General features: G+C 40.1%; 13 protein-coding genes and 1 riboswitch. Of the genes, 4 read left to right on the top strand and 9 right to left on the bottom strand.

The annotated features are described in order from the left end of the window. Positions 1–12 precede the first annotated feature (12 nt). Positions 13–1,416, top strand: coding sequence for an MFS transporter (locus FBF83_RS07415; protein WP_136946537.1), 1,404 nt, complete (start codon positions 13–15; stop codon positions 1,414–1,416). A 45-nt stretch (positions 1,417–1,461) separates the two neighbouring features. On the opposite strand, the gene FBF83_RS07410 is transcribed toward FBF83_RS07415, so the two are convergent. Together FBF83_RS07410 and FBF83_RS07405 are read right to left on the bottom strand one after the other, a co-directional pair. After that, complete coding sequence (locus FBF83_RS07410) at positions 1,462–2,793, bottom strand: NAD(P)/FAD-dependent oxidoreductase (RefSeq protein ID WP_136946536.1); 1,332 nt, start codon at positions 2,791–2,793, stop codon at positions 1,462–1,464. Positions 2,794–3,052: 259 nt separating this feature from the next. Further along, a complete protein-coding gene (locus FBF83_RS07405) occupies positions 3,053–3,352 on the bottom strand; it encodes a hypothetical protein (protein ID WP_136946535.1) in 300 nt (99 codons plus the stop codon). Positions 3,353–3,525: 173 nt separating this feature from the next. Here FBF83_RS07405 and FBF83_RS07400 point away from each other — a divergent pair, with 173 nt between their 5' ends. Continuing rightward, complete coding sequence (locus tag FBF83_RS07400; RefSeq protein ID WP_136946534.1) at positions 3,526–4,605, top strand: CotH kinase family protein; 1,080 nt, start codon at positions 3,526–3,528, stop codon at positions 4,603–4,605. Between the two features lie 41 nt (positions 4,606–4,646). On the opposite strand, the gene FBF83_RS07395 is transcribed toward FBF83_RS07400, so the two are convergent. From FBF83_RS07395 to FBF83_RS07375, 5 genes are all read right to left on the bottom strand, one after another. Continuing rightward, positions 4,647–6,515 carry a cation:proton antiporter gene (locus FBF83_RS07395; RefSeq protein ID WP_136946533.1) on the bottom strand — a complete coding sequence of 623 codons (1,869 nt, stop codon included), beginning with the start codon at positions 6,513–6,515 and terminating at the stop codon, positions 4,647–4,649. 258 nt (positions 6,516–6,773) lie between these two features. Continuing rightward, a complete protein-coding gene (locus tag FBF83_RS07390; protein ID WP_136946532.1) occupies positions 6,774–8,936 on the bottom strand; it encodes a DNA topoisomerase III in 2,163 nt (720 codons plus the stop codon). 111 nt (positions 8,937–9,047) lie between these two features. Then, complete coding sequence (locus FBF83_RS07385) at positions 9,048–9,959, bottom strand: HD-GYP domain-containing protein (RefSeq protein WP_136946531.1); 912 nt, start codon at positions 9,957–9,959, stop codon at positions 9,048–9,050. A gap of 104 nt (positions 9,960–10,063) precedes the next feature. After that, on the bottom strand, positions 10,064–10,546 hold the full coding sequence (locus FBF83_RS07380; RefSeq protein WP_136946530.1) for a hypothetical protein: 483 nt from the start codon (positions 10,544–10,546) through the stop codon (positions 10,064–10,066). Between the two features lie 192 nt (positions 10,547–10,738). Next, positions 10,739–12,403, bottom strand: coding sequence for a glycoside hydrolase family 13 protein (locus FBF83_RS07375; protein WP_136946529.1), 1,665 nt, complete (start codon positions 12,401–12,403; stop codon positions 10,739–10,741). A gap of 212 nt (positions 12,404–12,615) precedes the next feature. Then, positions 12,616–12,717: riboswitch (purine riboswitch) on the top strand. A gap of 59 nt (positions 12,718–12,776) precedes the next feature. Here FBF83_RS07375 and ade point away from each other — a divergent pair. Then, a complete protein-coding gene (ade, locus tag FBF83_RS07370) occupies positions 12,777–14,498 on the top strand; it encodes an adenine deaminase (RefSeq protein WP_136946528.1) in 1,722 nt (573 codons plus the stop codon). A 48-nt stretch (positions 14,499–14,546) separates the two neighbouring features. Here the strand turns inward: ade and FBF83_RS07365 are convergent, their stop codons facing one another. Both FBF83_RS07365 and FBF83_RS07360 read right to left on the bottom strand, forming a co-directional pair. After that, entirely contained in the window at positions 14,547–15,710 is a 1,164-nt protein-coding gene (locus FBF83_RS07365; RefSeq protein WP_136946527.1) for an iron-containing alcohol dehydrogenase, read from the bottom strand. Between the two features lie 66 nt (positions 15,711–15,776). Beyond that, on the bottom strand, positions 15,777–16,748 hold the full coding sequence (locus tag FBF83_RS07360; RefSeq protein WP_240688027.1) for a Gfo/Idh/MocA family protein: 972 nt from the start codon (positions 16,746–16,748) through the stop codon (positions 15,777–15,779). Between the two features lie 173 nt (positions 16,749–16,921). Between FBF83_RS07360 and FBF83_RS07355 the strand changes: the two genes are divergently transcribed. Continuing rightward, on the top strand, positions 16,922–17,407 hold the full coding sequence (locus tag FBF83_RS07355) for a CarD family transcriptional regulator (RefSeq protein WP_048311180.1): 486 nt from the start codon (positions 16,922–16,924) through the stop codon (positions 17,405–17,407). Positions 17,408–17,759: the final 352 nt, after the last annotated feature.

The following is a 17,759-nucleotide window of genomic DNA, read 5'->3' as shown; positions in this document are numbered from 1 at the left end:
AGAAGGGTAACTATGACTCAACCAAATGAATACCAACATGCAACGTTAGATGCATCTGCAAAAAAGAGGCTTATTATCCTTGTTTGTACAATTCTTGCTTTCGCCGTTATGAACGGAACGATGTTTAATGTAGCTATTCCTGATATCGCGGCATCATTTAACCTTAGCCCTTCAGAAGTAAGCTGGGTTTTAACGGCTTATATTCTAGTATTTGCAATTGGCTCATTGATGTACGGAAAGCTTGCTGACATCTATCCAATTAAAACACTGTTTACAATTGGAATTAGTATCTTCTCGCTAGGTGCTTTTATTGGATTCCTTTCACCGAACTATCCAACTCTTCTCGCAGCACGTATTCTTCAGGCAGTAGGAGGAGCTACCATCCCAGCACTTGCTTTCATCGTTCCAATTCGTTTTCTCCCCAAAGAAAAAGGACGGGTCTTCGGATTGATTTCTTCTACCGTTGCTTTCGCATCTGGAATTGGGCCAATTATTGGTGGCGTTGTCGGCGGTACATTGAACTGGCGCTTCCTCTTTCTATTCTCAGTGGCAACGGCACTTGCTATACCGCTGTTCCGAAAGTGGCTTCCAGATGAAGAAAAACGTGAAGGATCCATCGATTTACCAGGAGCAGCTCTCATGGCAATTTCCGTTGCATCCCTATTGTTTTACATTACGATGTTGAATTGGTATTTACTCGTAACTTTTATCGTCTTCTTCATTGTCTTCCTATGGAGAACATTCACAATCAAAAATCCTTTTATAGATCCAGTTATACTAAAGAACACAAAATACACCATCACCGTTCTTACTAGTTTCCTAGGAACATCCGCTTTATTTGGACTAATCTTTGTTATTCCGATTATGCTCCGGGATTTGAATGGATTGTCTACGTTAAACATTGGGCTTGTACTCTTTCCTGGCGCAATGGCAGCTGGCTTGATTGGTCAAGTTGGCGGAAAAATTATCGAGCAAAAAGGCGCCACGGTTGTTGTTAAACTCGCTCTTATCCTCATTGCGAGTGGAACATTCTTTATATCAACCTTTTCGGGCTATAATGCATGGGTCATTGCCCCTTGTCTATTAATTGCCTACCTTGGCTTCCCTCTTATCCAAAGTTCTACGGCAGACTTGCTTTCGACCATCCTTCCAGATAATCAGAATGGCGTCGGAATGGGTATATTTAATTTATTGAACTTCATGGCAGGCGCTTTTAGCTCAGCTATTTTTGGACGTCTTCTTGATATGAAAAATGTGGAACTTACCATGAACCCCCTATCAAGAACGGGCGATAACCTTATTTATAGTAACCTCTATATTGGGTTATCTCTTATTGCTATTATCGCGTTGTCCATTTTCACACTTAAGTTTTTTTCAAAAAGGGAAAAATCACTATCTGAGTCACCGGTTTCATAAAACCTTAGTTCGCAAACAAAAGATCGGCCATGAGCCGATCTTTTTTCATATGCTTTCTGCTGCACACAAACCGCTTGCAGCAGCTTGAGATAAAGAATGTGTTTCTCCAGAACAATCACCAATTAAATAAAGTCCAGGTACTTCCGTTTCGAATTGCTCATTCGTTCTAATCTTTGGTTCATAGAATTTAGCGTCCATTCCGTAAACTACTGTATCATCATCTATTGGCTCTCCTAGCAGATTTTGAAGAGCATCTAGAAATTCTAGAAGAGCTCTCACAAATTTCTGAGGTACTTCATCTACTAAGCTCCCACCCTCAGCTTCTAAAGAGGGCTGAATTGTATTCTGAGCGATCACGGAATCGTTAGTAGGTCTGCCATTCTTCAAATCCTGAACACGTTGTACTACAATTCGTGCCCTCTTCTGATTAATGCCTCCAATAACTTTCTCAGCAAATTGATCGGCCTCTTTCTTGGTATCAAAGAATGAAGGAACAAATAACGTAAAGTTTAAATTACTTCCTGGCGTCTTTTCTTCACGCTTATTCTGCCCATCCGGCATGACTAGACCATGCTGATACTTTCGAATAATCCTTCCATTTGGATTCATACAATAGGTCGTACCTTCATACCCTTCCCCTGCAATATGGAGCTTTGTCTCAAATGCTTCTTTCAAAATTTGATCAAGCTGGTTACCACGCATTTCAACACGCAAACCTAAATCAATGCGAGAAGGGCCAGGTTTGAGTCCCAATTTCTCACAATGCTTGTACATCCATTGGCCACCGCTATTGCCAGTAGAAATCACAACTTTTTCTGTAATGACAGTGCCATGGTTTGTTTCGAGAACGAATGAACCGTCTTTGTTTATTGAAGAAACATCCGTCTCGAACCACATATCGATCCGCTTTGAAAGATAGTTATATAGTTTCTGAAAAACGGCAGTAGAAAGAGCTGTTCCAAGATGTCTTACAGAAGTAGTTAATACTTTTAATCCATGAATCTCTGCTCGTTGTTGTAAGTTTGGGCTATGAGTATGATAAAGCTCTGTTTCATTACCTCCAAAAGAGCAAATGACATCATCTACTTCAGACATAAGCGCCTCAGCTTTTTGATTACCTATTTTCCTACCAAGACTTCCACCAAAGTCATTCGTGTAATTAAATTTTCCTTCAGACTTACCAAGTCCACCAAATCCTATGTATTGATCACAAACCTCACATTTGCAACTACTTTTGGACTCAGCTTTACACGTTCTCTCAGAAAGCTGCTTCCCTTTATCAATCATAATAATGTTGTACTCCGGATGCTCAAGCGTTAGTTTGTAAGCCATAAAGATCCCACTTACTCCAGCCCCAATGATTGCGACATCATACATAAGGAAGCCCCCACTACTCTTTTTGATTAGCATATCACATATAAACGGATAATTTCGTAGACTTAGTTGCTATAAAGATTTGAATTCCGCTTCAGCTAAGTGTGGTTTTTTAATACAAAACCTCTTTCAAAAACAACAACCTTTTAGAAAGCAGCCTCAAAAAAGACTGATGGAGCGAACCATCAGTCTTTCAATCTATGATGTAACTGAAATAGCACCTTATAAAAAGTTACTTAAATAAGGGCTTGTACCTTTAGTATTAATCGAACAACGATCCATTTTTAAAACAACTGCTTGAACGTTTTCCACTGCTACGGCGACCAGTACCTCTTCGTCTGCCTGAACGACGGCCAGTACCTCTTCGTCCGCTGGAACAAAAGCCACTACTTCTTCGTCTACTCGAACGGCGACCTCTGCTTCTGCCACCGCTTGAACGTTTTTTTCCACGTTTCCGCTTCCCACCTCTTGCTTCAACTGGGTTTTGAATCATAAAACTCGCAAGTCCAGCTTCTTGAGCCTGCTGTACTAAATCCTCGATATTCATTAAGTTATTCTCCAATCATTTCTTCTCCTTTCAATTACATCTGCGCTAGCATTACTACATCATATGTAGAATAAAAGAGCTTGTTCTACACTCTATTAAAACTCCACTTTTTCCCTTATATGTAGCAACACCGTTTTCCTGTTCATACTTTATTAGCAGACGTTTACGAAAGAGAGGCCTTTCTACAAATGAAAATACCTGAATATAAACTATTGATTGACGCGAAAGGATTGAAGAAACTTAATAAAGAGAAGTGGAACGACCGGCTTGTCCCAGCTACTCTAAAAGTTGGCGATCGTGATTACTCCGTAAATACTGGATACCGTGGTGCTCATACGCGAAAATTAAAGAAAAAATCGTTCGAAGTTGAATTCGACAAGCCTGAAGCGTTTCATGATCAAAAAACCATACACCTGAATGCTGAGTATAATGATTATTCGCTTCTTAGAAGCAAACTTTCATTTGATTTATTTAGTAAACTTCAGGTTCTTACCCCAAAGTCGGAGCACATTATTTTAACACTTAACGATTTATACAAAAGTATCTACTTGAAATTAGATTCAATTGATGAATACTACCTGATTAATAACTCCCTACCAGAAGGTGGTATTTTCTATGCCCAGAATGATGATGCAAACTTTTCTCTAATTCGTCCAGACGACTATAAACCCAAGAGATCACTAATGGATGGTTATAAAAGAAAATTTGGTTCAGATGAAGATGATGTTGCTTTACAAGTACTTATATATAAGATAAATACGTTAAAAAGAGAAGATTTTGTTAGAGAAGCCAACAACCTTATCGATGTAGAGAAATATATTAACTGGCTTTGCGGAGTAGTTTGTACTCAGAATTTTGACGCCTTTATCCAGAATTATGCCCTTTATAGGAATCGAGCGACCGGTCGATTTGAAGTCATACCGTGGGATTATGATGCAACGTGGGGTAGAGATATAAACGGACGATTAATGGAATACGACTACATTCCTATTACTGGTTATAATACATTGACTGCACGAATCTTGGACTGCCCTTCTTTGAAGGAACAGTATCGAGAAAGAATGGACTATATTCTAGAAACAATTTTTACAGAACAAGCCCTAGAACCTGAAATTCGTAAACACCATCAAACGCTAAGACCATATGTAATGGAAGACAGCTTTCAAAAAACTAAATTAGGGTATTTTGACTCAGAGCCAGAGTTCATTCTTACCTACATTCGTGATCGGAGAGCATATTTGCAAGAAGAATTAACTCGTTTAACATAAAAAAACTAAGGGGATCAGGTACGTACCTGATTCCCTTAGTTCTATTCTTGTTTCTCTTTTTCATTCTTATCGCCATTTCGCTGCTTATCTAACTTTTCTCTAATTCGATTAAACTCTTTACTTGGTGGCATGAGGCTAACGATAACGTCTCCTGCTTCAGCTTGTGTCTGAGAATCATGCGCAAAGAATTCAAGACTTCCAGACGGCTTCTTAAGAAAGAGCATGATTGTTTCATCATCAGTTTCATCAAGGTATTTATCATAAGAGTATTGTTGCGTAATGTTCGTTTTACGGAAGACATACCCGCTCTCAACTTTACGATTGAGACTCTCCCATGTCGCTCCTTCTTTAAATGCGACACGTCCACCTATTGTATGGACAAGCTCTTCTAAATCGTCTCCCCGATCGTTTCTAAGGCTCAATTGGAAGAGATTATTTCGACCTATTTCAGGAACAAACGTAGTACATACGAGAGCATTATATGAGTCCAATTCAGTTGCTGCAAGCATATATTCGTATGGTGTTAGATCTAGTCGGTATTCCGTTTGTTCAGATAGAATTTCCCCTCTATAAAAAGGAACACCTGCTTTTCTCGTCGTTATTAACCTTTGCCAGGATGAATCTGTCACTAGAACTGGAATTTTCAACTCAGTAAGTGTTTTAGAAAGGGCCGTTGAGAAGGTACTACCTCCTACAATAACAACGCCGGGTTGTCCATCGCTTGCAAGCCCTAGCTTCTCAGCCGTCCAGCGAATCGAGAAACCATGGACTACTACCGTTGCGAATACGAGCGCAAAAGTGAGTGACATCAAAATCTTCGCATCTTCAAATCCTGCCTCAAGTAACACGCTCGCAAAATAACTTGCGACAGTCAACGCAACGATTCCTCGAGGAGCAATCCATCCTACAAGTGTTTTTTCCTGCCAGGAAAGATCTGTTCCAATCGTAGATAGCCAAATCGATAGTGGCCTTACTACAAATAGCATAAGTAGTACAAAAGCGAGAATTTGCCAGTGGAAAATTTCAAGCAATGTATCAACAGAAAGCGATGCTGTTAACATAATAAAGATAGTTGAGATGAGAAGAACCGAGATATTCTCTTTAAAATGCCTCATATCGTCAATAGATGAAATGTGCATGTTTGCAAGCGTAATACCCATGGCAGTAACAGCTAACAGTCCTGTTTCATGAGTGATTTCATCTGCTACCGAGAAACACATAATTACGACAGCAAAAACAACAGGGGACTTTAAAAATTCTGGTACGTAGCCCTTCTCGAACATCCAACCAATTCCTCGTCCACATAGGAATCCAAAAAGTGTTGCAAAGAGTGAACCAAGGAAGAAAATTAGTAGCGCGGTTGCGGTTGCTTCCTCTACTTTTAAGAATTTAATGATTTCAAAAGCAAATACAGCAAGAAGTGCACCTAACGGATCAACTATGATCCCTTCCCATTTCAATATTTTAGCTGGCCTTGGTTTTAGCTTAGCCTGTCTTAACAGTGGGAGAATAACCGTTGGTCCAGTTACGATAAATAATCCACCAATAACAAACGCTACACCCCAGGAAAGACCTGCTACATAATGAGCTGATAGGGAACCAAGGAGCCATGCTAGAAAAGCTCCTGCAGTTACAATTCTTCCGACTGGTCGCCCAAGCCCTTTGATCTCTCGAAAATCAAGATTTAAACTTCCTTCAAAAAGAATGATTGCTACTGCAATTGATACAAATGGATCAAATAATCCTCCAAACACATCTTCTGGATGAAGAAACCCAAAAATCGGTCCCACTAATAGGCCAATTATCGACATAACGACAATGGCGGGCAAATGGAAACGCCAGGCAATCCACTGCGAAAAGATGCCAAGAACACCAACAAGCATAATATTGAATAAGATTGAATCGACCATGGACAGCCTCCTTATTTGAAACGAATCATCGTTTCTCATGTTTCTTTTTCAGTATTCTAAGTATTACTTCACTATAAGCGAAACGAACAGAAATGGTTGAAAATATGCTCATGACTTCTGATATTAGTATAATAGGCTCCTAACTCAATGGAACACAATCCGCTTTATTTTACATGGTTGGATACCTAAACGGCAACTTTAGGCTCTCTCCATGAAGGGCTATATAAGAATGAAGGGAGCAGGCTTCCCTGCTCCCTGTTACTTGTCCTGATCTAGTTTTAATTTAGCAAGTGCATCAGCTAAGGCGGTGTTTACCGGTTCATCATTGCCCTGTTTTTTCATATAGCTTGATACGTCTCTCTTCGATGCTTTGTTATTCTTTTCCTTTTTTCGTCGCTCGTTAAACGATGAAAGCTTTTCTTTATGGCCACATTTGCAAATAAATGTTTGGGCGTCTCCTTGACCATGAAGCTCAAGTTTCTTTTTACATTTCGGACAACGGGCATTCGTTACTTTGCTTTTCCCTTTACGATGGCCACATTCGCGATCCTGACAAACGAGCATTTTACCTTTTTTGTTCTTCACTTCTAACATTAGGTTTCCACAATCAGGACATTTCGTTCCTGTTAGGTTATCATGCTTATATTTCTTCGTGCTCGATTTGATTTTTTTCACTGTTTCATCCGCATATGCTTTCATTTCTTCAATGAACGCCTGCTTCGAAAGTTTCCCTTTGCCTATTGCTTCAAGCTTTTGCTCCCACTCAGCAGTGAGGGCAGGAGATTGAAGTTCCTCAGGTACAAGTTCTAGTAGCTGCTTGCCTTTTGAAGTAATAGACAAATCCTTCCCATTTTTTTCGATTAAAAAGCTGTTGAAAAGCTTCTCAATAATATCAGCACGTGTTGCCACGGTACCAAGACCACCTGTTTCGCCTAGCGTTTTAGCAAGCCTTTTATCCTGGTTACCGAGGAATTGAGCTGGCTTCTCCATAGCAGTTAAGAGTGTTCCCTCATTAAAGCGTGAAGGTGGATTCGTTGTACCTTCTGTTCTTGTTAATGATATGACGCGAAGCTCCTGTCCTTTTGTGAGTTCAGGGAGTATCTCATCTGCCTCATCTGTTTGGTATACTTCTTTCCACCCGGCAGCTAAAACACGCTTGCCTTTTGCATCAAACCGCTCATCACCAATTGTAGCCGTAACTGTTACCTGCTCATATTCAAATGGAGCATAAAGAGCTGCTACAAAACGCTTTACAATCAAATCATACACTTTACGATCTTTATCACTTAACTCGCGAATGACCGGCGTTTGTTCTGTTGGAATAATCGCATGATGATCAGATACTTTCCCATCATCGATAATATGCTTGCCAGTTTGAATTGGCTTCCCGAGAACTTTTCTCGCCATTTTTTCATAAGGAGCGATTGCCTCAAGGCGTTCCTTCAATGTATCTTTCATATCAGAAGAAAGGAAACGAGAATCTGTTCTTGGATAAGTCACTAGCTTATGCTGCTCGTAAAGTCGCTGTGTCGCAGAAAGGGTTTCCTTAGCAGAAAAGCCAAACCGCTTATGTGCATCCCTCTGAAGCTCTGTTAAATCATATAATCCTGGCGCAAAGGTTTTCTTTTTCGTTTTTTTCACTTCTTCAATTCGAGCAGACTTCGCGGATAGGCTTTTCAAATAGGAATCTATCTTTTCTTTATTAAATAGACGTGATTCATTGGTTTTACCATCTCGCCATGTCAGGGTAAAACCATCCACAACAGCAGCTAAACCATAATAGCGCTCAGGCTTGAACGATTTAATTTCTTCTTCTTTTTTTGCAATCATCGCGAGCGTTGGTGTTTGAACCCTTCCACTTGAAAGCTGTGCATTGTATTTCGTTGTTAACGCTCGAGTAGCATTAAGTCCAACATACCAATCTGCTTCTGAACGTGCTGCCGCAGCATAGTATAAATTCTTATACTGTGCTGCATCTTTTAATTGTTTAAATCCTTCCCGTATCGCTTTATCTGTCACAGATGAAATCCAAAGACGTTTTAACGGTTTGTTCGCACGAGCCTTTTCAATAATCCAACGCGCTACAAGTTCTCCTTCTCGTCCCGCATCTGTTGCAATAATAATTTCGCTCACGTCCTGGCGATTCATTTGCGTTTTGACAACACTAAATTGCTTTCCGCTCCTTTTAATGACTACAAGCTTTAGTGGTGACGGAAGCATCGGCAACGCTTCTAAGTCCCAAGTTTTATAAGCTGTATCATAAACCTCTGGATCAGCAAGTGTAACAAGGTGTCCAAGCGCCCATGTTACGATATACTTGTCACCTTCAAGAAATCCATTTCCACCTTTTGTACAATTTAAGACCCTCGCTATATCTCGTCCCACCGAAGGTTTTTCCGCAAGAATTAACTGTTTACCCACGTTACCATTCTCCTCATTTACGTTTCATTAGTTTGTTCAATCATACCAGTTTCCATGTTGCACGTGAAACAATGCAAACAAAAAAGAAGATGTCATTTCATCTTCCTCTTTTTACTGCTTCTTATTAAGAACTCCATCTTCAATTAACACCTGTTCAAGAGCATTTACAACCTTGGGATCGTATAAAATGCCTGAAAGGCGCTTTATATCATTCATCGCATATTCAGGTGTGTACGCTTTTCGATAAGAGCGATCATCTGTCATAGCATCGTAGGAATCACTTACCCCTATAATTTTCGCGCCGATGGTTATTTCCTCATCCTTAAGGCCTTCAGGATAACCGGAACCGTTTACGCGCTCATGATGCTGATGGATAATGGTGCTTATATCAGCGTAATATGTATCTTTAACCATCTCTGCTCCATCAACCGGATGTTTTTTCATTAAATCATACTCTTCGTCTGTAAGACTTCCGGGTTTGTTCAATATTTCTTCAGGTACATTGATTTTACCAACGTCATGTAGAATGGAGGCAACGATCAAATTATCGATATCATCAGCCGATAAATTTAGTTTCTTTCCAATTTTAATGCTCATACTTTGGACACGATCACTATGTTCTTTCGTGTATAGATCTTTTTCTCCAACGCTTTTTACTATCTCTATTAACTTGAAAACATTCTCACTAATCAGTCCGAATGTAGGTTCATTAACAACCCATAACAAGTCAGTTTGTTTTATTGCTTCAAAAAATACTAATTCAGTTAGGTTTTTAACCGAAAAATAGTCTCCAGATCCGAGTAATAAGTCTTGATCCTCACATTTAATCTCACCTTCAAGGATATAAAAAAATTCAAGTACATCTGGGCTATTGCCTGGATATATATAAAATGCTGTATCTTTATTGATTGTGTGCTTCATAAATTCAACACCTGATCCCCTAGCTAATAGACTGAGCGAGGCTGATTCCTGTTCTACACTTTCAAGAGACGTATTCTTCCTACCAACAAAAAATCCTTTCACAACCTACCCTCCTAGAGAAACATTATTCCATATACATTTATTATATAGTACTTCTATCATATAAAAAAAGGTACATCTTTTAAAAATAAGATGTACCTTTATGATCATGGTCCAATAATCTTAATCGGATCAACCCAAACCCATCGATCTGCAATCTGAACATAAACCCATGAACATTCAGCTTCAATGCCCTCTTCAGCTGCTTCTTCAATCATGTCAGCCGTCATTTTGTTTGTTCTCTCGATGAGATCACCAATTAATTTATCAAGCTCTTCATTGTATTTAGAAGTAAGCTCAGCTTTTTTAGTTTTCACTTCGTTCTCTAGCTCTGCAAGTTCCTCTTCAGATTCGCCATCCTGACGAGCTTCTTCTACCTTAGCATCAAGCTTTGCTGTTTCATGAGAAAGCTTAGCAAGAAGGTCATCACCTTCTTCTTGAGCGGATTGGATTTCTTCTTCAATCTTAACGTTTGTTTCGTCAATTTTATGTAGGATTTCATCGTTAGTGCTTTCTGCTGCGAACGCGCCTGTGCCCATGAACATGAATAGAGCCATTACTGAAAATAATGCTACAATCAACTTTTTCATCTTATATCCCCCTATCATTCTAGTATGTAGTGAGGAAATGTAATCAGGTCATTTCTCCCACCAATCAACACTATACGGTAAATTTTTCAATAAATCTATTCTTTTCCCACTGTTTTTCTACAAAATTTGTATTCTTCGTGGACTTATTCTTTCAAATGTGAAAGAAGCAGCCGGAATGCCGGCTGCTTCTCACTATGCACGATTTAGTCGATAAACTCTCGCTTCATATGGTTTTAAAACAATCGATTCGTTTGATGCGTGATTTACTTCGTAATTGTTTAATAGAAGCTGATCTTCATCGATAATGAACTCCGATTTAAATACAGCTGGCTCGGTTGATAAATTTGTTACAACTAGCATTCTGTCGTCTTTCGTTGTTCTTGTGTAAGCGTAGATTTGCTTATCTTCTTCAAGCAGTAAGTCATAACTTCCATAAGTGAACACTAAGTTATTTTTCTTGAGTTCAATCATTCTCTTATAGAATGATAGAATCGACTCTTCGTCCCGTTCCTGCTTCTTCACGTTAATGTCGACATAGTTCGGATTCACTTTCATCCACGGATCTCCAGTAGTGAAGCCTGCATTAGAATCACTATTCCATTGCATCGGCGTTCTGCTGTTATCACGCGATGATGCCCAAATTACTCTCATAATTTCATCGTGCGAGACGCCTGCAGCGCGCTGAATACGATAGCGATTCTTATCAGCAACATCGTCGTAATCCTCGATGGAAGGAAACTGAACATTCGTCATTCCAATTTCTTGGCCCTGATAGATAAAAGGAGTTCCTTGCATTAGGAAGTACATCGCTCCCATTGAAGTTGCGCTTTCTCTCCAATACTCTTTATCGTTGCCCCACGTTGAAACAACTCGTGGCTTATCGTGATTCTCAACGAAAAGTGCATTCCAACCTTTGTTTTCGAGTCCCTTTTGCCAGCGAGTTAGAACCTTCTTCAATGAAACAATATCAAGATCAGGCTTTTCTTCAGCATCCCACAATCCGAGATGCTCAAATTGAAAAATCATATCCATCTTACCGTTTTTTTCATCTACCCACTGATCCGCTTCATCGATGCTTACACCGTTGGCTTCCCCAACTGTCATCACATCATAATTTGAATACGTTTCATCTTTGAATTCTTGTAAGAATTCTTGAATGCCGTTTTGATTCATATGCATATCAAAAGAGGACACATAGTCCTTGTTAGCCGGGTTAGGCATATCAGGGAGACCAGGGCGTTTTTTAATATGGCTGATTGCATCAATTCGGAAACCATCAATTCCTTTATCCAGCCACCAGTTAACTGTGTCATACAAAGCAACGCGAACGTCAGGGTTTTCCCAGTTTACATCCGGTTGTTTCGTAGAGAAAACATGAAGATAGTATTGATCTGTTTTCTTATCATATTCCCATGCTGATCCACCAAAAATGCTTTCCCAGTTATTTGGCTCTTTCCCATCTTTGCCATCACGCCAAATATACCAGTCGCGTTTAGGATCTTCTTTAGATGATCGAGATTCAATAAACCATTCATGTTCATCACTTGTATGATTTAAAACAAGGTCTATAATTAACTTCATATCACGCTTATGAACTTCTTGAAGTAGCGCATCAAAGTCCTTCATCGTACCAAAGTCTTCCATAATGTCCTGATAATCTGAAATATCATAACCATTATCATCGTTTGGAGATTTGTACATTGGGCAAATCCAAATTACATCAACCCCAAGGTCCTTGATATAATCAAGTCTTTGAATGATTCCTTGTAGATCACCAACGCCGTCTCCATTGGAGTCCTGAAAACTCCGGGGATATATTTGATAACCAACGGCTTCTTTCCACCAAATTTTTTTCATTTCACTACACCCTCATCTATTAGTTAAAGTGAGCTAGCCAAGTGCAAACGTTTGCTCAATTACCGATAAAAAAAGCGCTTTCTTTTTACCTATGAAATTATTCCTACTTGTAGTTTACTTGTATTTAACCTTTTTATCAATAACCTTATTAAAGTATTTTGGGAACTTCAGACGCCCATGCTATTGACGTAAAGGAAAGAGGGCTATAAAATACGCTAAAACGCACCAGGTTTCGTATATCTTTGGAGATATGGTCCAAAAGTTTCTACCAAACTACCACAAATGGTTTGACTACGGTGACAATTCTGGGATAAGTAAACGAATCTGTCATCCTCTGTCAGGCGTAATCGTCTAGATTGAGAGGAGAAAGATAATGGATAAATTAAGGAAACGAATTCAAACAGCAGCAGGTAAACGCCCTGCTGATACAGTTATCAAAAATGGTTACGTACTTGATAGCTATAACCTTGAACTAATTAAAACAGACGTGGCAATTGTGGATGGCGTTATTGCGGGAATCGGAAAGTTCGATGGTGCCGAAATAATCGATGCAGAGGGAAAATACGTTGTCCCCTCTCTTATCGACGCACATGTTCATATAGAATCTGCCATGGTTACACCAACTGAATTTGCAAAAGCAGTGCTTCCTCATGGTGTGACAGCAGTCGTAACGGATCCCCACGAGATTGCGAATGTTTGTGGATCAGAAGGCCTATCTTTTATGCTTGATGACTCTGAATCTGTGCCAATGGATATCTTCTTCATGCTCCCTTCAAGCGTTCCTTCTACTTCGTTCGAGAATGCAGGAGCCACACTTACAGCTAAAGACCTTAAACCTTTCTATCAACACGAACGCGTTCTTGGGCTTGCAGAAGTGATGGACTATCCTTCTGTTGCCGAAACGTCAGATTCCATGATGCAAAAACTCCATGATGCTCATTTGAATAAGAAAAAGATTGATGGTCATGCTGCAGGACTCGACTCACGTGCCTTAAACATTTACAAATCGGCAGGAATTGATACAGACCATGAATGTATAACAGCTGATGAAGCATTAGAGAGAATCAGCAGAGGAATGTATGTATTGATTCGTGAAGGATCGGTTGCGAAGAACCTTAAACAGCTTCTTCCAGCAGTAACAGAGCGAAACGCCAGGCGGTTTATGTTCTGTACGGACGATAAGCACCTGAATGATCTTCTTAAAGAAGGTAGCGTCGATCATAATATTAGACTGGCGATCAAGCATGGTATGAATCCACTTCTCGCAATACAGATGGCAACACTAAATGCAGCTGAATGTTATGGACTAAAAACAAAAGGAGCTCTTGCACCAGGTCATGATGCTGATTTTCTGCTACTTGACAACCTTGAATCTTTCTCCATTGAACACGTATATCGAGGGGGTAAACTTGTAGCTGAAAATGGTTCAACAGAAGTGGGTACTAAGAAAATGCCAGCTGAAGCTATCTTGAACTCGGTTCATATCCCTGAACTAACCCAAGATAACCTGAGACTTTCTGTAGATGAAGGAAAAGCTAATGTAATTGAGATTATTCCTAATCAACTTGTGACGAACAAACTCAAGATTGATGTGGATCGGGACAATGACAATGCTTTTATGCCATCAGCAAAAAACGATCTCATGAAGCTCGCTGTCATTGAGCGCCATCATCATACTGGGAATATCGGACTCGGTATTGTAAAAGGACTTAAATTTAAAAGAGGCGCCATCGCTTCCACTGTTGGGCATGATTCGCATAATCTCATTATTGCAGGCACAAATGACCTTGATATGATCAAAGCAGCCAAGGTTATCCAAGATATGCAAGGTGGATTGGTTGTCATTCAAGATGAGAAAGTAATCGGAGAGATCCCGCTACCGATCGCAGGCCTATTATCCGATAAAGAATATCGCTCTTTAGATAAAGACCTAGAAAATCTTGATAAAGCTCTCGCGTTGATTGAAGCTCCATCTCATTTCAACCCGTTTTTAACGCTCTCTTTTTTAAGTCTCCCTGTTATTCCTGATCTTAAATTAACAGATCTCGGACTCTTCGATGTGAAGGCATTTCGACATATATCCATCACTGAATAATCTGATGTAAAAAAAGCAGCATGGCGACTACGCCATGCTGCTTTCTAATTAAAGAGAACGTTTCAGAATGTCTCTTACACTCTCTCGGTCTAGCTCTTTATAAGTTCCAACGCCAGGCTTGATAAACGTTTTCTCAATCATACTATCAAATTCAGATTCATCGATGTCATAATCAGCAAGGCGAGACGGTGCACCAAGGGAATTCCAGAACTGGCGAAGAGCTTTAGCTCCTTCTACTGCAATGTCATAATCACTTTTACCTTCAGCAGATATACCTAGAACATTGATAGCAAGCTGTTTCACACGGGAAGGGTCTTCTTCCAACACGTGTTCAAGCCAATTCGGGAACAGAATCGCTAAGCCACCACCGTGGGGAATGTCATAAACGGCTGATACAGCGTGTTCAATGCGGTGTGTCGCCCAATCTCCCCCATCTGTTCCGTTACTTAACGTACCGTTGAATGCCGTAGTACTAATGTACATCATCGTTTCACGGTTTTCATAAGATTCAAGGTTAGCTAGTAACTTGGGTCCGGTTTGAATAGAAGTACGAAGTAACGATTCAATAAATCCATCGATCATTGGTGTATTTGGTGTACGATGGAAATAGTGTTCAAGTGCATGAGACATGCTGTCTACAATGCCATAAACGGTGTGGTTTTCTGGTACAGAGAATGTATACGTTGGGTCTAATACAGAAAACGTTGGAAACACATGTGGTGATCCCCAGCCGAGCTTTTCTTTCGTTTCCCAGTTTGTAATAACAGAGACGGAATTCATTTCTGAGCCAGTTGCCGCAAGTGTAAGGACTGTTCCAAAAGGAAGTGCAGATTCAATCGGCTCTTTTTGTGTAATCAAATCCCATGCTGAACCTTCGTAATGTGCACCAGCTGCAATAGCTTTTGTACAGTCAATAACACTTCCTCCGCCAACAGCTAATAGAAAATCAATACTTTCTTTCTTGCAAATTGCAGATCCTTTTTCAACAGTCGTAAGTCGAGGATTTGGTTCTACACCAGAAAGCTCGTAAACTTCTGCATTCACTTTCTCAAGCTCACCCATCACGGCATCATAAACGCCGTTTCGTTTAATGCTCCCTCCTCCATAAACAACAAGAACTTTTGCTTCCTGTTTAATTTCGCTAGTTATTTGGGATACTTGTTCTTTCCCAAAATAAAGACGTGTTGGATTATATTGTAAGAATGTATTCATAAGACACCTCATTATCATTAGTCGAAGTTAGTGTAACACATTACCGCAACTGACATGTAGAATAGCTTATCGCCCGCCTATTTCCACTTCACGTTTATGTTTTTCAGCCAGGTAAGCGGCCTCCATAAGAACCGTTAAATCGAGCGCAAGTGCATTATTTTCATCCGTTCCATGATCTCTTTGAACATGATCGACCCACTGTGAAAATGGCGAAGGACGATCTGATGGAATAGCAACTTCTTCCCACTCACTACCTATTTTTTTGAGAAGCCTTTTATCTGGAACTCCGTAAAGAGCTGTACCCTTTGTTCCATGTACCTCTATCGAAAATGGAGAATGTGCTGTTACAAACCCTGTCTCTGCAATACCATAAGAACCGTTATTGTAACCGAACGTGACAACAGCCTGATCTTCAACAGCTTTTTTCGTTACGTAACCGAATTGAGTTGTGACACGATTTGGCATCCCTTGAAACAACCGTGTTAAGTAGACTGGATGACATCCGAGATCAATAAGCGCCCCACCCTGACACTCCTCTTTATTATAGAAATGTTGTGGAAGCCAATCGGCTGTAGCCCCATTATGAGCAAGACGGATTCGCGTTTGTGTAATATCCCCAAGCTCCCCTGACTTAATCAGCTCCTGAATTGCTTCAGTGTAACCATCATAAACACGAGGTAGGGAAACAAATAATTTAACACCTGATTCTTTAACAGCTTCTAGAATTTCAAGTGCTTTTTCCTCTGTTGCAGCAAGCACTTTTTCAGTAAAGATATGTTTACCTGCCCTTGCAGCTTTCATCATAATTTCTTTATGGGTGTTTGTTGGTGACCCAACAACGACCGCATCGATTTCTTTCATTCCTAAAAGGTCATCAAGCTTGTTTATGTAATCAACCTGACGAAGTTCCGCCTCTTTCCTACCACGCTCCTCATCTTCATCCCAGATTCCTTTGATCGACGTATCAGGATGCAACTCTGCTTCTTTCGCATAATCTTTTGCATGAACATGCCAAAAACTAATCATTCCGATATTCATTTTGTAACCGCCTCCAATGCTGTCCTCAACACTATTTTCCTATTATTGTAATAGAGATTATATGAAGCAATCAAACATATGAACCGAATGAAAAAAATGTTTAATTCGTACAAATTAAAGGTTTATGTTATAATAGGAGATGTGCTATAATTTATAAATTTGGGGGTGGGCGCTTGTTTGAAGTAGGCGATAAAATATTTTATCCCATGTACGGTGCAGGTATAGTTGAAGCAATCGAGGAAAAGGAAATACTGGGCGAAACACAGCTCTATTATATTCTTAATATGCCTTTTCGTGATATTCAAGTTATGATTCCTAAGGGTAAGACGGAAAACTTGAAAATCCGTGAAGTATCGGATGCAAGCACGATGGACCAAGTTCTTACTTCGTTCAATGAAGAAGTGGAAGTAGAAGAGCCAAGTGCAAATAGAAACCAGCGTTATCGGGATAATATGAACAAGCTTAAAACCGGAGACATTCACAATCATGTGGAAGTAATCCGTGAGCTCGTTGCCCTAAACAAGAAACGACCTCTAGGTACAGACGATAAAAAACTACTGGAGAATGCCCAGCAGTTTCTCATAAGTGAAATTGTTCTAACGAAAGATGTTGAGTTAGATCAAGCTACGGTTATTCTGAAAGAAGCCATTAAACATTAATGAATGCATCACAAAGACAGCCCAACACGGACTGTCTTTTTTTGTTGTTCAGATTGAAAGGCTCCAGCGCTTGTCGGGGTGAACAGGCGCATTCGCTTTACTTGTTCCAGCTACTGCACCCCAAACCCTCGGTCACTTCACCTTTCAATCTGAACACATAGACCGTGTTCATTTTGAAAGCTTCCAGTGCCTGCCGGGTTTAAACGGGGCGCTTCCGCTTTACTTTTGTTCCAGCTACTGCACCCCAAACCCTCGGTCACTTCACCTTTCAATCTGAACACATAGACCGTGTTCATTTTGAAAGCTTCCAGTGCCTGCCGGGTTTAAACGGGGCGCTTCCGCTTTACTTTTG

The sequence above is a fragment of the Guptibacillus hwajinpoensis genome (assembly GCF_005144865.1).
GTDB lineage: Bacteria > Bacillota > Bacilli > Bacillales > Guptibacillaceae > Guptibacillus > Guptibacillus hwajinpoensis_A.
This window is presented reverse-complemented; position numbering and strand designations above follow the sequence as displayed.

What these genes read in the sequence shown, in the direction of transcription:
- FBF83_RS07360 (WP_240688027.1), bottom strand. Translation starts at nt 16,748, where the DNA reads ATGAATATCGGAATGATTAGTTTTTGGCATGTTCATGCAAAAGATTAT.
- ade (WP_136946528.1), top strand. Translation starts at nt 12,777, where the DNA reads ATGGATAAATTAAGGAAACGAATTCAAACAGCAGCAGGTAAACGCCCT.
- FBF83_RS07415 (WP_136946537.1), top strand. Translation starts at nt 13, where the DNA reads ATGACTCAACCAAATGAATACCAACATGCAACGTTAGATGCATCTGCA.
- FBF83_RS07395 (WP_136946533.1), bottom strand. Translation starts at nt 6,515, where the DNA reads ATGGTCGATTCAATCTTATTCAATATTATGCTTGTTGGTGTTCTTGGC.
- FBF83_RS07400 (WP_136946534.1), top strand. Translation starts at nt 3,526, where the DNA reads ATGAAAATACCTGAATATAAACTATTGATTGACGCGAAAGGATTGAAG.
- FBF83_RS07410 (WP_136946536.1), bottom strand. Translation starts at nt 2,793, where the DNA reads ATGTATGATGTCGCAATCATTGGGGCTGGAGTAAGTGGGATCTTTATG.
- FBF83_RS07375 (WP_136946529.1), bottom strand. Translation starts at nt 12,403, where the DNA reads ATGAAAAAAATTTGGTGGAAAGAAGCCGTTGGTTATCAAATATATCCC.
- FBF83_RS07380 (WP_136946530.1), bottom strand. Translation starts at nt 10,546, where the DNA reads ATGAAAAAGTTGATTGTAGCATTATTTTCAGTAATGGCTCTATTCATG.
- FBF83_RS07365 (WP_136946527.1), bottom strand. Translation starts at nt 15,710, where the DNA reads ATGAATACATTCTTACAATATAATCCAACACGTCTTTATTTTGGGAAA.